This is a genomic window from Pseudonocardia lacus (assembly GCF_018531445.1).
GTDB classification, from domain to species: Bacteria; Actinomycetota; Actinomycetes; order Mycobacteriales; family Pseudonocardiaceae; genus Pseudonocardia; species Pseudonocardia lacus.
In genome coordinates this window covers 20,780-36,888 of record NZ_JAHDTH010000060.1, presented here as the reverse complement: position 1 = coordinate 36,888, position 16,109 = coordinate 20,780, and the positions used below count along the sequence as shown (strand labels likewise).

The window sequence follows — 16,109 nt, the reverse complement described above, 5'->3', positions numbered from 1 at the left end:
CCGCGGCGCCGACGAGGCCAGGGCCGCCGCCGCGGCGCTCACGACCGAAGCCGCCGCGGGGGCGCGGCGGGAGGGGGCCGGATGAGACCGGGGCAGCACCTGCTGCGCGGGACCCTGGTCCACCGGGGCCGGGTGGTCGACGACGGGCTCGTCGCCGTGCGCGGCGACCGCATCGCGTTCGCCGGACCGACCGACGAGTGGACCGGCGAGCCCCCGCCCGCGCCCTCGGGGACGCTGCTGCCCGGGCTGGTCGACGCGCACTGCCACGGCGGCGCCGGCCACGGCTTCCCCGACTCCGACCGCGCCGGCGTGCTGGCCGCCGTCGAGCACCACCGCCGCCACGGCACCACCTCGCTGCTGGGCAGCCTGGTCTCGGCCGGGGCCGGCGTCCTGCGCGAGCGGGTTCGCCTGCTCGCGCCGCTGGTCGAGGCGGGCGAGCTGGCCGGCATCCACCTGGAGGGGCCGTTCCTGTCCACCGCCCGCTGCGGCGCCCAGGACCCGAGGGCGATCGTGCCGGGCGACCCCGACCTGCTGCGCGGGCTGCTCGACGCGGGCGGCGGGACCGTCCGGTCGATGACGCTCGCCCCGGAGACCGCGGCCTACGCCGAGCTGGTCAAGCTCATGGCCGAGTACGACGTGCTGCCCAGCCTGGGCCACACCGACGCCGGTGCCGCGCTCACCCGCACGGCGATCGCCGAGGTCGGCGGGGGCCCGCTCAGCGCCACCCACCTGTTCAACGGCATGCCGCCGATGCACCACCGCGCCCCCGGGCCGGTGGCCGCCTGCCTGGCCGCCGCGGCGCGCGGGGAGATGGTGCTGGAACTGGTCGCCGACGGCGTCCACCTCGACGACGAGACCGTGGCCGCGGTGTTCGACCTGGTCGGGCCGGAGCGGATCGCGCTGGTCACCGACGCGATGGCGGCCGCGGGGCAGGCCGACGGGCGCTACCGGCTCGGCACGCTGCTCACCGACGTCGTGCAGGGCGTCGCGCGGCTGGCCGGCGACCCGCCGGGCGCCATCGCCGGGGGCACCTCCCGGCTGGTCGACGTCGTGCGGCGCGTGGTCCGCCACGCCGGCGTCGGGCTCGCCGCGGCCGTGACCGCGGCCAGCGCCACCCCGGCCCGGCTGCTCGGGCTGACCGACGTGGGCGACCTGGTCGCCGGCCTGCGCGCCGACCTCGTGCTCACCGACGACGACCTCACCCCCCTGGCCGTGATGCGGGCCGGGCGGTGGGTGCACCCCGAGCCCGGACGGGAGGCGGTCTGACATGCGGGTGCTCATCCTGGACGACGCGCGGGCGCGCGGCAGCGCGGTCGCCGACATCCTGGCGGCGGCGATCGAGGACGGCGGCGGGCGCACGGTGCTCGGGCTGGCCACGGGCTCCTCGCCGCTGCCGGCCTACCGCGAGCTCATCCGCCGCCACCGCGAGGAAGGGCTGTCGTTCGCCCGCGTGCGCGCCTACCTGCTCGACGAGTACATCGGCCTGCCCGACGGCCACCCTCAGGCCTACCGCGAGGTGATCCGCCGCGAGCTCACCGGCGCGCTGGACATCGACCCGGCTGCCGTGCACGGGCCCGACGGCGTGCACCCCGACCCGGCCAAGGCCGCGGTCGACTACGAGGCGGCGCTGCGCGCGGACGGCCCGGTGGCGGTGCAGCTGCTGGGGATCGGCGGCAACGGCCACCTCGGGTTCAACGAGCCCGGCTCGTCGCTGCGCTCCACCACCCGGGTCGTCGCGCTCACCGAGCGCACCCGCCGGGACAACGCCCGGTTCTTCCGGTCGGTGGCCGCCGTCCCGCGCCGCGTGATCACCCAGGGGCTGGGCACCATCTGCCGGGCCGAGCACCTGGTGCTGATGGCCTCGGGGGCGGGCAAGGCCGCGGCGGTGGCCGCGGCGCTGGAGGGCCCGCTGTCGGCGTCGTGCCCGGCGTCGGTGCTGCAGTGGCACCCGCGGGTCACGGTCGTGCTGGACGAGGCGGCCGCCGGCGCGCTGCGCCACGGCGAGCACTACCGCTACGCGGCGGCGTGCGACCTGGGGTAGCGGCAGGGCCGTTCGGCCCCCTGGTCATGACCAGATGGGAGGATGGATCGGGCAGGCAGCGGGAGGGGAACGCACGTGGCAGCGCAGCCGGGAGACCGGACACAGCATTCCGTCGCACAGCAGGTCACACAGCAGGTCACACAGCCGGGAACACAGCAGGGAACGCAGCACATCGTCGACGGGATGGTCCCCAAGCACGAGCAGCTGCGCACCATCCTGATCGACCTGGCGCGCTCGCTCAGCCCGGGCGACATCCTGCCCAGCGAGCGCCAGCTCTGCCTCGACCACGGCGTCAGCCGGATCACCGTGCAGAAGGCCGTCGGCCAGCTGGTCTCCGAGGGGCTGCTGGTGCGGGTGCACGGCAAGGGCACGTTCGTCGCCGCGCGCACGGCGCGCTCGCGGCTGCACCTGGCCTCGTTCACCGACGAGATGCGCCGGATGGGCATGGAGCCCTCGACCGTGGTGCTGAGCGCGGTGCGGGAGGTGCCGCCGCCGCGCACGGCGGCCGCGCTCGGCCTGCCCGAGCGCGCCGAGACCTACCACCTGCGCCGGCTGCGGCTGGCCGACAACCTGCAGATCTCGGTGGACGAGGGCTGGTACCCGGCGGAGCTGTTCCCCGGGATGGACAAGCTCGACCTGACCAAGTCGGTGTACCGGGCCATGGCCGACCAGTACGGCTACACGATCGACCGGGCCGAGCAGACCGTCGGCTCGGCCGGGGCCAGCGAGGAGATGGCGACGCTGCTCGGCCTGGCCCCGATGCGCCCGGTGCTGGTGGCCGACCGGGTCTCCTACAGCGGCGACGTGGCCGTGGAGCACGCGCTGACGACCTACCGCGGCGACCGCTACGAGCTGCAGATGTCGCTGGTCGCGCCGGAGGACCAGCGCGGCTGGTAGCCCGGCCGTAACGGCCGGGAAACCCCGCCGTCCCGTCCGGTTCCTAGATTCGCCGGGTGCATGACACCCCCGGACACACCGCCCTCCGCCTGAGCCGCCGCCAGGTCCTGCGCCTGGGCGGGCTCGGCGCCGCCGGCCTCGCCCTCGCCGCCTGCGGTGGCGGCACCACCCCCGAGCCCGCGGCCGCCGGCGCCCCCGCGCAGGCCGGATCGTTCGGCGACATCTCGGTGCAGCTGTCCTGGATCAAGAACATCGAGTTCGGCGGCGAGTTCATGGCCGACTCCAAGGGCTACTACACCGAGGCAGGCTTCTCGAAGGTCGACCTGGTCAGCGGCCCGGTGGACAGCGCCGACGCGCTGGTGCTCGCCGGCAACATCACCGTCGGGCTGTCCGCGCCGGACGCCACCGCGCGGTTCATCGTCGAGCAGGGCGCCCCGCTCAAGATCATCGGGACGACGTTCCAGAAGAACCCCTTCTGCATCCTCTCGCTGGCCGAGGGCAACCCGATCCGCACGCCGGCCGACCTGGTCGGCAAGCGGATCGGCATCCAGGCCGGCACCAACCAGACGATCTTCGCGGGGCTGCTCAAGGCCAACGGGATCGACCCGGCCTCGCTGGAGCAGGTCGTCGTGCAGTACGAGCCGACGCCGCTGACCGAGAAGACCGTCGACGGGTTCATGTCGTTCCTGACCAACGAGCCGTTCCTGGTCGAGGCCGACGGCTTCACCCCGGTCACGCTGTCCTTCGCCGACAACGGCCTGCCGCTGGTGTCGGAGTCGTTCGTGGTGCTGCAGGACACCATCGACTCCCAGCGCGACATGCTCAAGGCGTTCCTGACCGCGGAGATCCGGGGCTGGACCGACGCGGTGGCCGACCCGGCCGGTGCGGCGAAGCTCGCCGTCGAGGTCTACGGCAAGGACCTCGGCCTCGACCTGCCCGGCCAGACCGAGCAGGCCACCGCCCAGAACGAGCTCGTCGTCAGCGCGGACACCGAGGCCAACGGGCTGTTCACGATGACCGACGCGCTGGTCGGGGAGTGCATCGCGGCGCTCGGCCAGATCGGCGTCACGATCACCGCCGAGGAGCTGTTCGACCTGACGCTGCTCGAGGAGGTCTACGCCGAGCAGCCGGACCTGAAGGCCTGAGCGCGGCGATGACCGAGACCGGCACCCCGACGGCGTCCTCGCCCCGCGGCACGACCGACCCCGCGGCCCAGCCGGCCGCGGCCACCGGCATCCACATCCGGGGTCTGACCAAGCGGTTCGCGATGGGCCGGCGCTCGGTGGAGGCGCTGGCCCCGGTCGACCTGGGCACCGTGCAGAACTCGTTCCTGTCGCTGCTGGGCCCGTCCGGCTGCGGCAAGTCGACGATCCTGCGCATCCTGGCCGGCTTGGAAGCGCCGACCGCGGGCGAGGCGCTGATCAACGGCCGGTCGACCCTGGAGGTCCAGCGCGACCACGAGCTGGGCATCGCCTTCCAGGAGGCGGCCCTGCTGCCCTGGCGCAGCGTCGTGGGCAACATCCGGCTGCCGCTGGAGGTGGCCGGCATCGCCCCGGAGCCCGGGCTGATCGACGGGCTGGTCGAGCTGGTCGGGCTGACCGGCTTCGAGAAGGCCAAGCCCGCCCAGCTCTCCGGCGGCATGCGCCAGCGGGTCGCCATCGCTCGGTGCCTGGTCGTGCAGCCCACGGTGATGCTGCTCGACGAGCCGTTCGGCGCGCTGGACGACATGACCCGCCAGCGGCTGAACGTCGAGCTGCTGCGCATCTGGACCGAGCGCCCGGCGACCACGCTGATGGTCACCCACGGCATCTCCGAGGCCGTGTTCCTCTCCGACGTGGTCGCGGTCATGACCCCGCGACCGGGCCGGATCGCCGAGGTCGTGGAGATCGACCTGCCCCGCCCGCGCCGTCCCGAGCTCATGCGCACGCCCGAGTTCCACGCCTACGTCGACCGGCTCTCCGAGATCCTGTTCGGCCGCGGCGAGGCGGGGGAGTAGCGCGGTGACCGGGGTCAACGGCCGGCTGGGCGGCCTGGTCGGCGTCGTCGTGATCGTCGCGGTCTGGTGGCTGGCCTCGCTGGTGCTGTTCCAGGGCAGCGGCGCCATCCCGACGCCGCCCTCGGTACTGGCCGAGTTCCTCGACCCGCGGCGCTGGACGACGACGCTGGGCAACGCCGGCTCGACGGTGTCGTCCGCCGCGCGGGGCTACCTGTGGGGCAACCTGGCCGCGATCGCGCTGTCGGTGCTGGTGCTGCTGGCGCCGCGGCTGGAGCGGCTGGCCAACCAGATCGCGATCGTCACCTACTGCATCCCGCTGGTGGCGATCGGGCCGGTGATCGTGATCGTCGCCGGGCGGGAGGACCCGGACGGCGCCTCGGTGGTGCTGGCCGGCATGAGCGTCTTCTTCACCACGGTCGTCGGCTGCCTGGTCGGCCTGCGCGCGGCCCCGCGCACGAGCATCGACCTGGTGCGCGCCTACGGCGGATCGGCCTGGACGGTGCTGCGCAAGGTGCGGGTGGTCGCCGCGCTGCCCAGCCTGTTCGCCGCCCTGAAGATCGCCGCGCCGGCCGCGTTCCTGGGCGCGATCCTGGCCGAGTACCTGGGCAGCGGTGGCGACGGCACGCTCGGCCGGGCGCTGATCGCCGCGCAGACCCAGGCCGACGCGCCGCTGCTGTGGTACCTGGCCCTGGTCAGCGGGGCGATCTCCGGGCTGGGCTACCTCGCCGTCGGGCTGCTCGCCCGGGCGGTGACGCCCTGGACCACCGACGGCGCGATCCCGGCGGGCCCGCGATGACCGCGCTCGACACCGCGACGGGGGAGCGGCGACGCGCGGCCGGTCCGGTGCTGCGCCGGGCCGGCTCGGCGGCGCTGACCATCGCGATCGCGTTCGTGGTGCTGATGGCGCTGTGGCAGTTGCTGCTGGCCGTCTTCGACGTGTCGGCGTTCGTCGGGAAGTCGCCGCTGGACGTCTGGCAGTACCTGTTCGCGGACTCGCCCGCCCGCGGGGTCCGGCCGACCTCGTTGAGCGCCCAGCAGGCCCGCGCGGCCAGCTTCGGCGCGCTGGCCACCACGTTGGGCAACGCGGCCATCGGCTTCTGCTCGGGGATGGTGCTGGCCACGGCGGTGGCCGTCGGCTTCGTGCTGTACCGGCCGTTCGAGTTCGCGTTCCTGCCGATCGCGATGCTGCTGCGCTCGGTGCCCCTGGTGGCGATGGCCCCGCTGCTGCTGCTGATCTTCGGGCAGGGCCCGCTCGGCGTCGCGGTCATCGCCGCGATCGTGGTGCTGTTCCCCGCGCTGGTGAACATCGTGCTCGGGCTGACCTCGGCCAGCCCGCAGGCGCTGGACCTGGTCCGGGTCAACGGCGGTTCCGCGCTGACCGCGCTGGTCAAGGTGCGCGTCCCGGCCGCGCTGCCGCAGTTCCTGGCCTCGGCGCGGATCTCGGTGCCGGGTGCGGTCGTGGGCAGCATGCTCGCCGAGTGGCTGGTCGGCTTCGAGGGCATGGGCGGGGTGCTGTCGGGCTACAAGGGCCAGGGCAACTACGGCGGTGTCTGGACGATCGTGGCGCTGTCGGTGCTGGTGTCGATCGTGCTCTACGAGGTCTTCGCGGTCGTCGAGGCCGCCCTGCTGGCCCGCTGGGGCCCCGAGGCCGGCCTCACCCGCTGACGCCCTCGACCAGGGCGCCCAGCTCGCGCAGCACGTCGTCGGCGATCGTCACCAGCGAGCGGGTCTCCGCCTCGCGGATCCACTGCGCGAAGGCGATGCCGAAGACCGTGACCCCGGTCTGCGCCGCGAGCGTCGCCGCCGGCTCCCCGACGCCGCGCTCGCGCAGCGCCGCGCCGATCGCGGTCGCCAGCCCGGCGAGCTTGTGCTGCTCGCGCTCCTGCAGCGAGGGGTTGGCGTCGATCACCGCCTGGCGGGCGCGCGAGTGGTCCCGTCGCTCGTCGGGGAAGAACTCGCCGGCCGCGCGGAGCGCGGCGGCGACGACCGCCAGGGGTGGCGCGTCGGCCGGGGCGGCGTCGATGCCGGCGCGGAACGCCTCGTCGAACCGCTGCTGGCCGAGGAACAGCACCTCGCGCTTGTCGGCGAAGTGCCGGTAGAAGGTGCGCTCGGTCAGCCCGACGGCCCCGGCGATCTCCGCGGCCGTCGTCTGCTCGTAGCCGCGGGTCGCGAACAGCTCCAGCGCCGCGGCCTGCAGCCGCTCGCGGGCTCCCGGTTCCCATCGCGCCACGCCGCCCAGGATAGTGATGACAGGGACTGACATGAAGGAGTACCGTCATGTCAGTACCTGACATCAGCACGAGGGAGATCGTCATGCGCGTGTTCGTCACCGGGGCGTCGGGCTGGATCGGCTCCGCCGCCGTCGACGAGCTGATCGCCGCCGGGCACGAGGTCACCGGGCTGGCCCGGTCGAGCGCCTCGGCCGAGGCACTGCGGGCCAAGGGCGCCCACGTCCTGCGCGGCGACCTGGACGACCTCGACGCCCTGCGGACCGGCGCCGACGCCGCCGCGGCCGTCCTGCACCTGGCCAACAAGCACGACTTCACCGACCCCGCCGTCTCCAACAGCGCCGAACGGACCGCCGTGCAGGCCTTCGGCGCCGCGCTCGCCGGCAGCGGCCGGCCGTTCCTGCTCGCCGCCGGCGTCGCCGGGCTGACCGAGGGCCGGCCCGCGACCGAGGTCGACCCGTCGCCCTTCCACGGACCGGACTCCCCGCGCGGCGGGGCCGAGAACCTCGCGCTGGAGTTCGTCGAGCGCGGCGTCCACACCGTGAGCCTGCGGTTCGCCCCGACCGTGCACGGCGCCGGCGACCACGGCTTCGTCGCCCACCTCACCGCCATCGCGCGGCGGAAGGGAGTGGCCGGCTACCCGGGCGACGGCACCAACCGCTGGTCGGCCGTGCACCGCTCCGACGCCGCCCGGCTCGTGGTGGCCTCGCTGGCGAAGGCGCCCGCCGGGACTCTCGTGCACGCCGTCGCCGAGGAGGGCGTGCCGACCCGCACGATCGCCGAGGCCATCGGGCGCGCCCACGACCTGCCGGTGCGCTCGATCGCTCGGGAGGAGGTCGCCGGGCACTTCGGGTGGATCGGCGCCTTCTTCGGCATGGACCTGTCCGCGTCCAGCTCGCGGACCCGGGAGCTGCTGGGCTGGACGCCGACCGGCCCCACCCTGGTGGAGGACATCGACGCCGGCGGCTACCCGGGTTAGCTCGAGTCGCGGTGCACCAGCTCGACGGGCAGCAGCACCGGATCGCCGGGGGCGGCACCGCCGATCTGGCGCAGCAGCAGCCCGGTCATGGTGTCGGCCTGCTCGCTGACCGGCTGGTGCACGCTGGTCAGCGCCGGCTCGGTGAGCGAAGCCAGCTCGACATCGTCGTAGCCGACCACGGCGACGTCCTCGGGCACCCGCCGGCCCGCGGCGCGCAGCACCCGCAGCGCGCCGACGGCCATCAGGTCGTTGGCGGCGAAGACGGCGTCCAGGTCGGGGTCGCGCTCCAGCAGTTCGGTCATCGCGCGCTCGCCGGACAGCCGGGTGAAGTCGCCGAAGGCGATCGGGCCGATGGGCAGCCCGGCGTGGGCCAGCCCGCGGTGGTAGCCGGTGAGCCGGTCGGCCGCGGCGGTCATGTCGGGCGGCCCGGCGATGGAGGCGATCCGCCGCCGTCCCGTGCCGACCAGGTGCTCGGCGGCCAGGCGCCCACCGCCGACGTTGTCGCAGTCGACGTAGGCCAGGCCCGGCACCGGGCGCTCCGGGCGGCCGCCGACCACGGTCGGGACCCGGGCCTCGACCAGCACGCGCGGCAGCGGGTCGTCGGCGTGCATCGAGGCCAGCAGCACGCCGTCGACGTGGCCGCCGCGCACGTAGTCGACCAGGGTGCCGTGCTCGGGGTCGTCGCGGGCGTTGACCAGCACCAGCTGCACGCCGGTCCCGACCAGCGACCGGCTCGTCGCGATGATCATCGCGGCCAGGTAGGGGTCGGCCAGCACCGTGGCGTCGGCCTCGCGCAGCACGAGGGCGACCGAGTCGGTGCGGCGCTTGGCCAGGCTGCGGGCGGTGCGGTTGGGCACGTAGCCCAGCCGGGTGATGGTCGCGTCGACCAGCTCGCGGACGTCGGCCGACACCTTGGCCGAGTTGTTGACCACCCGGGACACGGTGGCCCGGGACACGCCGGCCGCGGCGGCCACGGTGTCCAGGGTCGGCGGCCGGAAGTCGGCGCGACCGTCGCTGCTCATGGGCTCAGCCTGCCCCCACCAGGGCCGGAGGTGGTAACCGGTTGTTGCGGCGATCGGGTGAGGTGATCGATGAAAGCGCTTACAGCATCGAACGGGTGGAACCCTGGTGCCCGGCCCCACCCGTTCGATGCGCTGTGTAGCCGCCTCGGTCAGTGCCGGATCGTCAGTGGCCGAAGGTGAACCAGTTGAGGTTGACGAAGTCGGCGGGCTGGCCGCTGGTGAACGTCAGGTACACGTCGTGCACGCCGGTCACGTTCGCGATGTTGGCCGGGACCGTGCGCCAGGACTGCCAGCCGCCCGTGTTGCCGATCGAGAAGCTGCCGATCGGGGCCGCGGTGCGGCTGTCGAGCCGCACCTCGACCAGCCCGCTGACCCCGCCCGCCGCGCCGGAGGCGACGCGGGCGACGAACTGCTTGGCGGGCGTGCTGCCGAAGTCGACGCCGGAGTAGCGCGCCCAGTCGCCGTTGGCCAGCGCGGCCAGGTTGGACCCGCCGCCGGTGTCGGTGGTCGCCTCGGTGAGGGTGCCGGACTGCTGGCTGAACGCCTCGGCCTGCAGCGTGGAGTACGCGTCGCCGCCGCCGGTGCCCGGGTCGGGGTCCGGATCGGGATCGGGGTCGGGGTCGGTGCTGCCCGACCCCTTCGTCCACACGGCCACGTAGTCGACGACCATCGGCACGCCAGGCCTGGTGGCCGCGGTGGGCGTGGAGCCGGCCAGCGCGTTCGGGAACGCGCCGCCCATCGCCAGGTTGAGCAGCAGGAAGTAGCCGTGGCCGGTCATGTTCGACCAGGTGGTCGCGTCGAGCTGGGCCTGCGAGACGCTGTGGTACTGCTGGCCGTCGACGTACCAGCGCAGCTGGTTGGGGCTGACCGAGGTGTCCCACTCGAACCGGTAGGTGTGGAACGCGGACTGGCAGGAGCTGCCCGGGCAGGCCCGGCTGTTGCCGATGCCGGTGCTCTCGTTGCAGGCGCCGCCGGGGTTGGTGCCGCAGTGCAGCACGCCCCACACGGAGTTGACGCCGTTGACGTTCTCCATGATGTCGAACTCGCCGATGGCCGGCCAGTTCTGGTAGTTGCCCCGGTAGGGGGCCCCGAGCGCCCAGAACGCCGGCCAGTACCCGAGCGCCGCGTCGCCGGTGACGTTCGGCATCTGGATGCGGCTCTCCATCGCCACGATCCCGCCCGCCGGCGGGCGGAAGTCGGTGCGCCGGGTCTCGATGCGCGCCGACGTCCACGCGCCCGACGCGCTGCGCAGGGGGGTGATGCGCAGGTTGCCGGTGCCGTCCTGGGACAGGTTGGCCGGGTCGTTCGTGTAGGTCTGGATCTCCCCGGTGCCCCAGTTGGCCGGACCGCCCGGGTAGCTCGTGCCGGTGTCGACGATCCAGTCGGTCGAGGAGGGCAGCGCCCCGGCGCCGCCGGTGAAGTCGTCGCTGAAGGCCAGCGACCAGCCGGCCGGCGTGGCCGGGACCCCGGCCGGCGCCGCCGGAACCGCCGCGGCCGTGGGGGCGAACGCGACGGTGGTCAGCAGCGCGGCACCGGCGGCGGCGAGCGCGACGGGTAAGCGCCTGCGGCGGCTCGGCGCGGTGGCGCCGGGGTCGGTCTCGGGTCGTGATGTGGGGGGCACGGGACCTCCTTGTCACCCTGGGTATGTGATGCGTCTCAATGAGAGCGCTCTCACTTCATCTCGCGCTACCGCCGTCCGCCCCAATGCCCCTGCCCCGACGGGAGGTACACCCCACCCGTCCCGTCCCCACCCATCGAGAACGAGCTTGTCGTGATCGACAGGCCCTGTTGATCACGACAAGTTCGTTCTCGACGGCGGGGCGCTCGGCGGGTGGGCGCGTGGGCCAGCTGTAACGGTTCGGCAGCGGTGGGGCCCTCGGTTGCGACCGCCGGTCGAGCACCGCGACGATGGGTGCACCGGGTTCACCCGTGTGGCCCGGTCGGATCGAGGAGGTCCTGCTGAGTGCCTGACGTCCCTGCCACCCCGGACACCCCGGACCGCCCGGTGAGCACTGCCGCGAGTCCCGGGCCGGACGACGACCTGCCGGCGCGGATCGACGCCATCCTGGCCCGCCGCCACGCGCTGGTCGCCCCGGTGCGGGCCGAGCTGGAGTGGTGGCAGCGGGTCGACGCGCAGCTGAGCGGGCTGGCCGCGGCCGTCGCCGTGCTGCGCGACCACCCGTCCACCCCGGACGAGCTGCGCGCGGGGCTGGGCGCGTTCGGGCTGGACGGGCGGGTCGACGAGGTGCGCAGCGGGGTCGCCGAGGCCACCCGGCTGCTGCGCGTGCTCAGCGCCCGCTTCGCCCGCGGCACGATCACCGTCGGGGTGAGCGGCAAGGCCAGGGTGGGCAAGTCGACCCTGCTGCAGTCGATCTCCGGGCTGGCCGACGACCAGATCCCGACCGGCAAGGGGCTGCCGGTGACGGCGGTGCGCAGCCGGATCCGGCACAGCGAGACCGCCGAGCGCGCCACGCTGAGCCTGCACACCTTCGAGACGTTCGCCGCGGAGGTGCTCGCCCCGCACCACGCCCAGCTGGGTCTGCCGGGACTCCCGACCTCGCTGGAGGAGTTCGCGCAGTGGCCCTACCCGGTGCCGGCGGCGCCGGGGGAGCAGTCCACCGACCCGGCCGCGCCGCCCAGCCACGCCACGCTGGTCAAGCGGCTGCGCGACATGCAGGCCGCGCTGCCGTCCTACGCGGGCGACCTGGTCGGCGGGGACCGCGAGCTGCACCTCGACGAGCTGCGCCCCTACGTCGCCTACCCGACCAACGCCGAGCTCGGTGGCGCGGGCGGGGTCTCGCGGCGCTACCTCGCCGTGCGCGACCTGCGCATCGAGACGCGGTTCCCGCACAACCGGGTGCAGCGCCTGGCCGTGGTCGACCTGCCGGGCCTCGGCGAGGTCGCGGCCGGGGCCGACGCCCACCACGTCGAGGGCCTGCAGAACGAGGTCGACGTGGTGCTGCTGGTCAAGCGGGCGATGGGCGACGAGGCCTACTGGGGCGAGGCCGACGCCCGCACGCTGGACCTGCTCGACATCGCCCGCGGGTTCGTCGCCAAGCGCGACTTCGTGCTGCTGGTGCTCAACCAGGGCGGCGTCGACCCGGCGATGGCCACCACCTTGCGCGACGACGTCACGCGCGAGGTCAACATGGGCCGGCCCGACCGGTTCTTCCGGGTCGTGGAGACCGACGCCGCCGACCCCGACGACGTCCACCGCCGGGTGCTGGCCCCCGTGCTCGACCACCTCGCCGAGCGACTGCCGGAGATGGACGCCGAGGTGCTGGAGGCGACCCGGGCGCAGACCCAGGTCGTCGTCGACCGGGTCGACGTGCTGGTGGGCGACCTGAGCCGGGTGCTGGCCACGGTCCGCGCGGCCACCGGCAGCGCGGCCGAGGACCTCGACCGCCGGGCCCGCCGGCTGCGCCAGGACGTGGCGGCGGGGCTGCAGGAGCTGGTGGCCCGGCTGCGCGAGCAGGCCCGCGACGCCGCGGAGGACCCGGAGTACGTCGCCACCGTGGAGGCCGCCTACGCCGCCACCCGCGAGTGGATCACCAGCGGGCTCGGCGTCGGCGAGGAGGCGTGGCGCGACGAGGGCCTGCGCCGGATGCGGGTCGACAGCTTCAGCGGCGGCTACGCGGGCGAGGAGCTCAACCGGGTCCGCGTGGAGATCAGCGACAGCTTCGAGCGGATCGACGCCTTCTTCGCCGATCGCGTCGAGAAGCTCTGGACCGACGTGGCCGGCGTGCTCGGCGCGGAGCTCGGTGGGCTGCTCGCCGACCCGCGGACCGGTGCGACCGATCCGGGCACCGGCCATGACGCCCTCGACCGGTTCGCCGACCTGCTCGACGCCGCCCAGCCGCCGTGCCCGCGGCTGCGCCGGGCGGTGCGCACGCTGCGCGGCATCCGGTTGGACTACCGCTCCCAGCTGCACCCCAGGGTGCGCTCCGAGCTCGACGGGCTGGCCCTGGAGCTGCCCGACCCGCAGACCGGCCAGCTGCGCACCCAGATCACCGTGGCGGCCACCGCGGCAGGCGCCGAGGAGCTGTACCGCTTCGTGCTGCGGATGGCCGAGCAGGCCGCCTACCTCACCCAGAAGGCGCTGCTGCGCGAGGCGGTCACCCCGGCGCTGGTGCTGCACGCCGCGGCCGAGCAGTTCGAGGACACGGTGATCCGCTCCGGGGAGTCCGAGGTGGAGTTCCGCCGGCTCGCCGACGCCTACAAGAACGACATCTGGCCGGGGGTGTACCGGGAGATGGACGCCGCCAACGCCCGGTTCACCGCGGTGACCCGGGCGCGCGACCTGCTGGTCGCCACCCTGGGCGCGCGCAAGGAGGAGCAGTCGTGACCAACCAGGCACCGGCCGCGGCCGCGGGCGCCGCCGCGGCCGGCGAGGACGGGAGGCTGGTCTACCGCATCGGGATGGTCGGGCCGTCCCGGGTCGGCAAGACCTCGCTCATCACCGCCCTGCTGCACGACGGGCAGCGGCTGCTGGAGGGCACGCCGATCTCGATGAAGGCGGTCGGCACCGCCACCCAGAAGCGGCTCAGCCAGCACCGCCGCGAGCTGGACGGCTCGCTGCTGGCCGGCGAGTTCGACGCCGGTGCGCTGGGCGGCTCGCAGGACCAGTTCACCTTCCATCTGATGCTCGACACCGGCGTCCCCGGCACCGGCATCGAGCTGCAGCTGCTCGACTACCCCGGCGGCTGGCTCGACCCGCACACCCGCCCGGCCGGTGTCGACGCCCAGTGGGAGGAGTGCGAGCGCTTCCTGGAGCAGTGCTCGGTGCTGGTCGTGCCGGTCGACGCCGCGGTGCTGATGGAGGCCACCACCGCCAGCCACCTGCGCGCCGTGCCGACGGTGCTGGGCACCCCGCAGGTCACCGACGTCGTGCGCAGCTGGCTCAAGCGGCGCAACGAGCGGCCGGACGAGCCGGCGCTGCTGCTGCTGTGCCCGGTCAAGTGCGAGTCGTACTTCGACGACAACGGCGGGCGCCGCGACCAGTCCGCGACGCTGCTGCAGTGGGTGCGCAAGGTGTACCGCCAGGTCGTCGAGCTGGTCCCGAACGAGGCCCCGGACGTGCGCAACATGCGGGTCGTCTACTGCCCGGTCGACACCATCGGCTGCGTGGAGATCCTGCGCGCCGACTGGCTGCCCGAGCCCGACGAGCCCGGCGCGCTGACCTTCGTCGCGCACTACGGGGTGCGCCCGCCGGGGGAGCGCTCGGTCAAGGGCACCGAGGACATCATGATCGCGCTGTGCCGCCAGCTGGTGGCGGGCCGGCAGAAGGTCGAGGAGCGCGAGGCCGGCCTGCGACGCGAGCAGGCCGACACCGCGCAGACCTTCGCCGAGCGCGACGAGGGCTTCTTCCGCAACATCTGGTACCTGGTCAGCGGCGAGCGCAGGCTGCGGGCCGACGCCGCGCGCAGCAGCCGCGAGGAGGCCATCCAGGCCGCCGAGCGGGCCAGGGCGCTGACCGGGATCGTGGAGTCGCTGGCCCGTCGCGTGCACAGCGACCGGGTCCACCAGTGGTGACCGACCGGCGGCGACCCCGGTGGTGACGGCGGTCCACGTCCAGACGCGGGGCCGGCCACGGCACCGCGACTACGGCTTCCTCGGGGCCGGACCGGAGCGGCCGTGGTGGCGCGAGTACGCCGGGCACACCGCGTTCGAGCGGCCCACGGTGCTCGTCGAGTCCGACGGGGCCGGCTACCGGGCCTACCTCAGCGGCATCCCGTCGGCGCGGCGCGACGCGGTCGGCACGGTGATCCGCTACACGCTGGTCGTCGAGGAGGACGGTGTCGGTGTGCCCGCGGTGGAGCCGGCCGCCGTCGTCACCCTCGTCCGGTGCTGGGTGTCCGAGCAGGGCGGGCCGCGTCCCGGGTCGGGCGGGCTGACGCGGGCGCTGGACGGCGCCTTCCCCGAGGACGAGGTCGAGCGCATGCTGGCCGCGCCCGAGCCGGTGGCGCCGGCCGACGTGCGGCGGCGCGTGGTCGCGGCCGTGCGGGCGCTGCCGGCCGCGGATCCGGCTCGGTCGGGTGCGCCCGACGTCGGGGAGCGCGACTGGCTCGCCGACGCGGGCTCGGCGCCGGCCAGGGCCGCGTTCGTCCGCCGGGTGGACGAGCTGCTGGTGGACCGCAGGCCGGGCCGGGCGCTGCTGCTCAACCTCGTCGGCTCGCCCGCCGACCTGACCGCCCTGCTCGACGACACCAGCCCGCTGGCCGTCATCGCCCCCGACACCGCGGTGGCCGGTCCGACCCGGCTCGGCCGCGAGCGGGGGCCGGTGGGGGCGGGAAAAGCACCGTCCGCGGCGCCGCCGCGGACGAGCCCGGTGATCTCGGCGACGCTCCCGATGCCGGCCCGGACGACGAGCCGCCCGGTGTCGCGGCTGTGGACGGTGCTGACCCCGCTGGTGCTGGCGCTGGCGGCGGTGATCGCGCTGCTGCTGCCGTTGCTGTCGAGGTAGGCGCCGACCCCGCGGACGTCGCCACCGGCGACCAGGTCACCGTGGTGCTGCGGGTCGACCGGGAGGGCTCGGTGGCGCGCAGCCTGCCGCTGCTGGGCCACTGGCGGCGCACGGCGGAGGGCCCGCTGCGGTTCAGCGTGGACGGCGACCTGCTCGACGGCGAGGTCCAGCTGCCCACCGCCGGGTCGATCGTGGTGTGGCCGCGGCGGGCGTTCGGCGGGATCGTCGGGCTGCACCGGATCGTGCTGGACGTCGAGGTCGGGCCCACCCGCATCCACGTGGACGGCGAGGTGGGACCGCCGCCGTACTGGCGCGGCATCGCGCTGCCCGGCACGGCCGACACCGCCCGCCGCTCCCACGAGGTGCAGGTGTCGGTCGACGTGCTGCACCTGCTGGGGATGTGGCTGGACCTCAACGCCACCCCGACCGAGGGCTGAGCCCCGCTCGTTCGGGTACCCGGGTCGCGACGGTGCGTCCGCGCCG

15 protein-coding genes are annotated in these 16,109 nt (G+C 74.6%); 12 read left to right on the top strand and 3 right to left on the bottom strand.

The annotated features are described in order from the left end of the window. Positions 1-81: 81 nt before the first annotated feature. The 7 genes from KIK08_RS15280 to KIK08_RS15250 all read left to right on the top strand — a co-directional run bounded on the left by KIK08_RS15280 (position 82) and on the right by KIK08_RS15250 (position 6,599). Positions 82-1,266 (top strand): N-acetylglucosamine-6-phosphate deacetylase, encoded by a 1,185-nt coding sequence (locus KIK08_RS15280; protein ID WP_214403804.1) that lies wholly within the window; start codon positions 82-84, stop codon positions 1,264-1,266. A 1-nt stretch (position 1,267) separates the two neighbouring features. Further along, positions 1,268-2,041, top strand: a complete 774-nt coding sequence (locus tag KIK08_RS15275; protein WP_214403803.1) for a glucosamine-6-phosphate deaminase — start codon at positions 1,268-1,270, stop codon at positions 2,039-2,041. A 183-nt stretch (positions 2,042-2,224) separates the two neighbouring features. Beyond that, on the top strand, positions 2,225-2,938 hold the full coding sequence (locus tag KIK08_RS15270; RefSeq protein ID WP_250557055.1) for a GntR family transcriptional regulator: 714 nt from the start codon (positions 2,225-2,227) through the stop codon (positions 2,936-2,938). 56 nt (positions 2,939-2,994) lie between these two features. Beyond that, a complete protein-coding gene (locus KIK08_RS15265) occupies positions 2,995-4,083 on the top strand; it encodes an ABC transporter substrate-binding protein (RefSeq protein WP_308257652.1) in 1,089 nt (362 codons plus the stop codon). Positions 4,084-4,091: 8 nt separating this feature from the next. Next, complete coding sequence (locus KIK08_RS15260; protein ID WP_214403801.1) at positions 4,092-4,934, top strand: ABC transporter ATP-binding protein; 843 nt, start codon at positions 4,092-4,094, stop codon at positions 4,932-4,934. 4 nt (positions 4,935-4,938) lie between these two features. Beyond that, positions 4,939-5,730 carry an ABC transporter permease gene (locus KIK08_RS15255; protein WP_308257651.1) on the top strand — a complete coding sequence of 264 codons (792 nt, stop codon included), beginning with the start codon at positions 4,939-4,941 and terminating at the stop codon, positions 5,728-5,730. Further along, positions 5,727-6,599, top strand: a complete 873-nt coding sequence (locus KIK08_RS15250; protein ID WP_214403800.1) for an ABC transporter permease — start codon at positions 5,727-5,729, stop codon at positions 6,597-6,599. The genes KIK08_RS15255 and KIK08_RS15250 overlap by 4 nt, the downstream gene beginning before the upstream one ends. Here the strand turns inward: KIK08_RS15250 and KIK08_RS15245 are convergent. Further along, a complete protein-coding gene (locus tag KIK08_RS15245) occupies positions 6,589-7,164 on the bottom strand; it encodes a TetR/AcrR family transcriptional regulator (protein WP_214403799.1) in 576 nt (191 codons plus the stop codon). The genes KIK08_RS15250 and KIK08_RS15245 overlap by 11 nt on opposite strands. Before the next feature lie 83 nt (positions 7,165-7,247). Between KIK08_RS15245 and KIK08_RS15240 the strand changes: the two genes are divergently transcribed. Then, on the top strand, positions 7,248-8,141 hold the full coding sequence (locus KIK08_RS15240) for an SDR family oxidoreductase (protein WP_214403808.1): 894 nt from the start codon (positions 7,248-7,250) through the stop codon (positions 8,139-8,141). Here KIK08_RS15240 and KIK08_RS15235 read toward each other — a convergent pair. Both KIK08_RS15235 and KIK08_RS15230 read right to left on the bottom strand, forming a co-directional pair. Continuing rightward, entirely contained in the window at positions 8,138-9,163 is a 1,026-nt protein-coding gene (locus KIK08_RS15235; protein WP_214403798.1) for a LacI family DNA-binding transcriptional regulator, read from the bottom strand. The genes KIK08_RS15240 and KIK08_RS15235 overlap by 4 nt on opposite strands. 163 nt (positions 9,164-9,326) lie before the next feature. Then, positions 9,327-10,784, bottom strand: a complete 1,458-nt coding sequence (locus tag KIK08_RS15230; protein ID WP_308257650.1) for a glycoside hydrolase family 16 protein — start codon at positions 10,782-10,784, stop codon at positions 9,327-9,329. Between the two features lie 384 nt (positions 10,785-11,168). On the opposite strand from KIK08_RS15230, the gene KIK08_RS15225 reads away from it, so the two are divergent. The 4 genes from KIK08_RS15225 to KIK08_RS15210 are packed head-to-tail and all read left to right on the top strand — an operon-like array spanning position 11,169 to position 16,063. Continuing rightward, the gene (locus KIK08_RS15225; protein WP_214403797.1) at positions 11,169-13,508 is read left to right on the top strand and encodes a hypothetical protein; all 2,340 of its coding nucleotides are present in this window, start codon (positions 11,169-11,171) and stop codon (positions 13,506-13,508) included. Then, on the top strand, positions 13,505-14,695 hold the full coding sequence (locus KIK08_RS15220) for a hypothetical protein (protein WP_214403796.1): 1,191 nt from the start codon (positions 13,505-13,507) through the stop codon (positions 14,693-14,695). Before KIK08_RS15225 ends, KIK08_RS15220 begins: the two co-directional genes overlap by 4 nt. Positions 14,696-14,717: 22 nt before the next feature. After that, positions 14,718-15,626, top strand: coding sequence for a hypothetical protein (locus KIK08_RS15215; RefSeq protein WP_214403795.1), 909 nt, complete (start codon positions 14,718-14,720; stop codon positions 15,624-15,626). Between the two features lie 44 nt (positions 15,627-15,670). Further along, positions 15,671-16,063, top strand: coding sequence for a hypothetical protein (locus KIK08_RS15210; protein WP_214403794.1), 393 nt, complete (start codon positions 15,671-15,673; stop codon positions 16,061-16,063). The last annotated feature ends 46 nt before the right edge of the window (positions 16,064-16,109 follow it).

What these genes read in the sequence shown, in the direction of transcription:
- KIK08_RS15280 (WP_214403804.1), top strand. Translation starts at nt 82, where the DNA reads ATGAGACCGGGGCAGCACCTGCTGCGCGGGACCCTGGTCCACCGGGGC.
- KIK08_RS15275 (WP_214403803.1), top strand. Translation starts at nt 1,268, where the DNA reads ATGCGGGTGCTCATCCTGGACGACGCGCGGGCGCGCGGCAGCGCGGTC.
- KIK08_RS15270 (WP_250557055.1), top strand. Translation starts at nt 2,225, where the DNA reads ATGGTCCCCAAGCACGAGCAGCTGCGCACCATCCTGATCGACCTGGCG.
- KIK08_RS15260 (WP_214403801.1), top strand. Translation starts at nt 4,092, where the DNA reads ATGACCGAGACCGGCACCCCGACGGCGTCCTCGCCCCGCGGCACGACC.
- KIK08_RS15250 (WP_214403800.1), top strand. Translation starts at nt 5,727, where the DNA reads ATGACCGCGCTCGACACCGCGACGGGGGAGCGGCGACGCGCGGCCGGT.
- KIK08_RS15240 (WP_214403808.1), top strand. Translation starts at nt 7,248, where the DNA reads ATGCGCGTGTTCGTCACCGGGGCGTCGGGCTGGATCGGCTCCGCCGCC.
- KIK08_RS15235 (WP_214403798.1), bottom strand. Translation starts at nt 9,163, where the DNA reads ATGAGCAGCGACGGTCGCGCCGACTTCCGGCCGCCGACCCTGGACACC.